We start from the raw sequence: 3,231 nt of genomic DNA on the forward strand, positions 1-3,231 counted from the left end.
CTCGACCAAGGCCCACAACTCGTCCGAGACGACCCACGGACGCAACTCCCCTTTGCGCACGAACCGTTCAACGACCCAAGCCGCCGAACGTCACACTGCCAAAGATCGTTCTGTTAGGACCACTAAGCCGCACTGCTCGCATCACCCGCCGGACGACACACCTTCGGCAGACGCCTCCTCCGCGTCGCCCTCGTCTGTGGGTTGCTCCATCGGCACGCCCTTGACGAACGTGACATCCGGCTCGGACACCGGGTTGATCCAGCAGCGCATGGTGACGTCGGGGGAGAAGGCGCGCGGCGCGTCGGCGAACGCCTGCTCCGCCTCGGCGAAATCGTTGTTCGCTATCCCGACCGAGAGGCTCGGCCAGGTCTGCACCGTGGTGGACATGTCCGCCATGTAGTGACCCCAGGACTTCCCGCACCGGCACGAACGCTTCTCGGGGAAGAGCCGGACGATGTCCGCGCAGTGCGGGCAGTACATCAGCTTCACGGTGACTCCTGGGCGAGGGTGCGCTCCGGCAGTTCGGGACCAGAGGAAGCTGTATCAGACCGGGGCGGTGGCCGACACAGTCACGCGGATCCTTCGGGATCCTCGACAGTATGTGCGAGCAGCAATGTGTCGTCCGGCAGCGGGACGAAACCAAGCAGCCACGCCGCAGTCTCGCGGAGAGCGGCGTCGTCGTGGCCGAGCCACGGGATGATGGTCGATCGCGCGATATCCGGTTCCTCGCAAGCGAGTTCGAGGACAGTCGTGGTGAGCGAGTCCTTGTCGTCGCCGAGATCCCGGGACCAGGCGCGCAGCACCAAAGGGAGGCAATCGGGCCCCGTGACGTGCGCGAGAACCGCGGCCAGCTCGTCGCGGGCGTACCAGTTGCCGGCGTCCACGGCGGCGGCCAAGTGCTGCTCCAGCAGCGGGCGCAGCGCCGGTTCCCACGCCGTCTCAAGCCTTTCGACGAGGTCGACCAAGTCGTCGAACTCAAGCTCAAGGTCGCTGAGTTCACGGGCCAGGGCGTCGAGCAGAGCCGCCGCGGTGCCGGACAGCCTTGGATCGGTCATGGGCGGAGCGTAGACGGCGGCGCCGTCATCAGTGACGGCGCCGCCTGAGGTATTACTTGGGGTCGCGGTTGAAGGTGGACGTCGACCAGACGTAGCCCAGGACGGTCAGGGCGATGCACCAGCCGAGGGCCAGCCAGCCGTTGTGGCCGATCTCGGTGCCCAGGAGCAGGCCGCGGAGCGTCTCGATGGCCGGGGTGAAGGGCTGGTACTCGGCGATCGGGCGGAACCAGCCCGGCATGGTGTCGACCGGGATGAACGCGCTGGACAGGAGCGGCAGCAGGATCATCGGCAGGGCGTTGTTGCTGGCCGCCTCCGCGTTCGGGCTGACCAGGCCCATGCCGACCGCGATCCAGGTGAGCGCGGTCGCGAACAGGACGATCAGGCCGAACGCCGCGAGCCATTCGAGCGCCGTGGCGCCGGTGGAGCGGAACCCGATCGCGACGCCGACCGCGCCCACCAGCACGACGCTGGCGATGGACTGCAGGACGCTGCCGGCGACGTGCCCGATGAGCACCGACCCGCGGTGGATGGCCATCGTGCGGAAGCGGGCGATGATGCCCTCGGACATGTCGTTGGACACCGAGACCGCGGTGCCGATCACCGTGCTGCCGATGGTCATCAGCAGCAGGCCGGGGACGACGTACGCGATGTAGTCGGCGCGGTCCGCACTCGCGCCGCCGACGCCGGTGCTCATCACGTTGCCGAAGATGTACACGAACAGCAGCAGCAACATGATCGGCGTGAGCAGCAGGTTCAGCGTCATCGACGGGTAGCGCCGGGCGTGCAGGAGGTTGCGGCGCAGCATGGTGGACGAGTCGCGTACGGCCATGCCGAGGGTGCTCATCGCACGGTCTCCTTGGTCTGGTGGGGGACGGCGGCCAGGTCGGCCGGGTCGGTGAGGGCGAAGAACACGTCGTCCAGGTCGGGGGTGTGCACGGTGAGCTCGTCGGCCTCGATGCCGGCCGCGTCCAACTCGTCCAGGACGGCCCGCAGTTCACGCTGGCTGCCGCCGCTGGCGATCTGCAGCGACAGCGACTCGTCGTCGCGCCCGGCGCCGCGCAGTGCCGCGGCGGCCGCCTCGTACGCCTGCGGCTCACTGAAGCGCAGCAGGACGTGCCCGCCCGGGACCAGCCGCTTGAGCTCCGCAGCGGTACCCTCCGCCGCGATCCTGCCGCCGTGCAGCACCGCGATGCGGTCCGCGAGCTGGTCGGCCTCCTCCAGGTACTGGGTGGTGAGGAAGACGGTGACGCCGCCGGCGACCAGGCCGCGGATGATCTGCCACATGGTGTGCCGGCTGCGCGGGTCAAGGCCCGTGGTCGGCTCGTCGAGGAAGATGATCCGCGGGTCGCCGACCAGCGTCATGGCGATGTCGAGACGCCGCTTCATGCCGCCGGAGTACGTGGACGCCGGTTTGTCCGCCGCCTCCACCAGGTCGAAGCGCTCCAGGAGTTCGGCGGCGGCGCGCCGCCCCTCGGCCTTGGGCAGGCGGTGCAGGTCGGCCATGAGGAGCATGTTCTCGGTGCCGGTGATCAGGCCGTCGACCGCGGAGAACTGGCCGGTCACGCCGATGGAGCCGCGTACCGCCTGCGGGGCCGCGACCAGGTCGTGGCCGCCGACGCGCACCGGGCCGGAGCCGGCGCCGGGGGAGATCAGGGTGGACAGGATGTTCACGGCGGTGGTCTTGCCGGCGCCGTTCGGGCCGAGCAGCGCGAAGACCGTACCTGCCGGGACGGCGATGTCGATGCCGTCCAGCACGGTCTTGGTCCCATAGGACTTGCGCAGACCGGACGCCGCGATGGCCAGGTCGGTCATGGTGACTGCTCCTTGGAAGGCTGCGGGGGCGGGGAGTTCGGGTGGACCGGGGGTCAGAGGCTGCGCGCGGTGATGTCGCCCAGGTCGGTGGCGGCCTGTATCGCGAGGCCGACCGTGCCGGTGTTCTTCAGGGCGTTGTCGATGCGGCCCAGGCCGGTGCTCGCGTCCAGTGAGGCGGAGACGCCGGGGGCGGCGGTGACGTGGATGTCGCCCTTGGAGGTGCGCAGGACGACGGTCCCGGTGGTGGCGGCTTCGGCGATGGTGATGTCGCCGAGGAGGGTGCTGATCTCGGCGGGGCCGGTGAGGCGTCCGAGGGTGATGTCGCCGGCTTGTGCGGTGAGGTGGACGGCGGCGGCTTCGTCGA

5 protein-coding genes are annotated in these 3,231 nt (G+C 69.5%); all 5 read right to left on the bottom strand.

All coding sequences use genetic code 11. From position 1 onward, the window contains the following. Window positions 1-141 precede the first annotated feature (141 nt). The gene (locus LZ495_RS43560; protein WP_235058854.1) at window positions 142-489 is read right to left on the bottom strand and encodes a hypothetical protein; all 348 of its coding nucleotides are present in this window, start codon (window positions 487-489) and stop codon (window positions 142-144) included. Window positions 490-569: 80 nt separating this feature from the next. Continuing rightward, window positions 570-1,055 (bottom strand): hypothetical protein, encoded by a 486-nt coding sequence (locus tag LZ495_RS43565; protein WP_235058855.1) that lies wholly within the window; start codon window positions 1,053-1,055, stop codon window positions 570-572. A gap of 52 nt (window positions 1,056-1,107) precedes the next feature. Beyond that, a complete protein-coding gene (locus LZ495_RS43570; protein ID WP_235058856.1) occupies window positions 1,108-1,899 on the bottom strand; it encodes an ABC transporter permease in 792 nt (263 codons plus the stop codon). Beyond that, entirely contained in the window at window positions 1,896-2,867 is a 972-nt protein-coding gene (locus LZ495_RS43575; protein WP_235058857.1) for an ATP-binding cassette domain-containing protein, read from the bottom strand. Before LZ495_RS43575 ends, LZ495_RS43570 begins: the two co-directional genes overlap by 4 nt. A 53-nt stretch (window positions 2,868-2,920) precedes the next feature. Beyond that, the coding region (locus LZ495_RS43580; RefSeq protein ID WP_235058858.1) for a DUF4097 family beta strand repeat-containing protein at window positions 2,921-3,231 on the bottom strand (311 nt) is incomplete at its 5' end.

The sequence above is a fragment of the Yinghuangia soli genome (assembly GCF_021502675.1).
GTDB classification, from domain to species: Bacteria; Actinomycetota; Actinomycetes; order Streptomycetales; family Streptomycetaceae; genus Yinghuangia; species Yinghuangia soli.

Coding starts and splice junctions, on each gene's coding strand:
- LZ495_RS43565 (WP_235058855.1), bottom strand. CDS start 1,055: ATGACCGATCCAAGGCTGTCCGGCACCGCGGCGGCTCTGCTCGACGCC.
- LZ495_RS43570 (WP_235058856.1), bottom strand. CDS start 1,899: ATGAGCACCCTCGGCATGGCCGTACGCGACTCGTCCACCATGCTGCGC.
- LZ495_RS43575 (WP_235058857.1), bottom strand. CDS start 2,867: ATGACCGACCTGGCCATCGCGGCGTCCGGTCTGCGCAAGTCCTATGGG.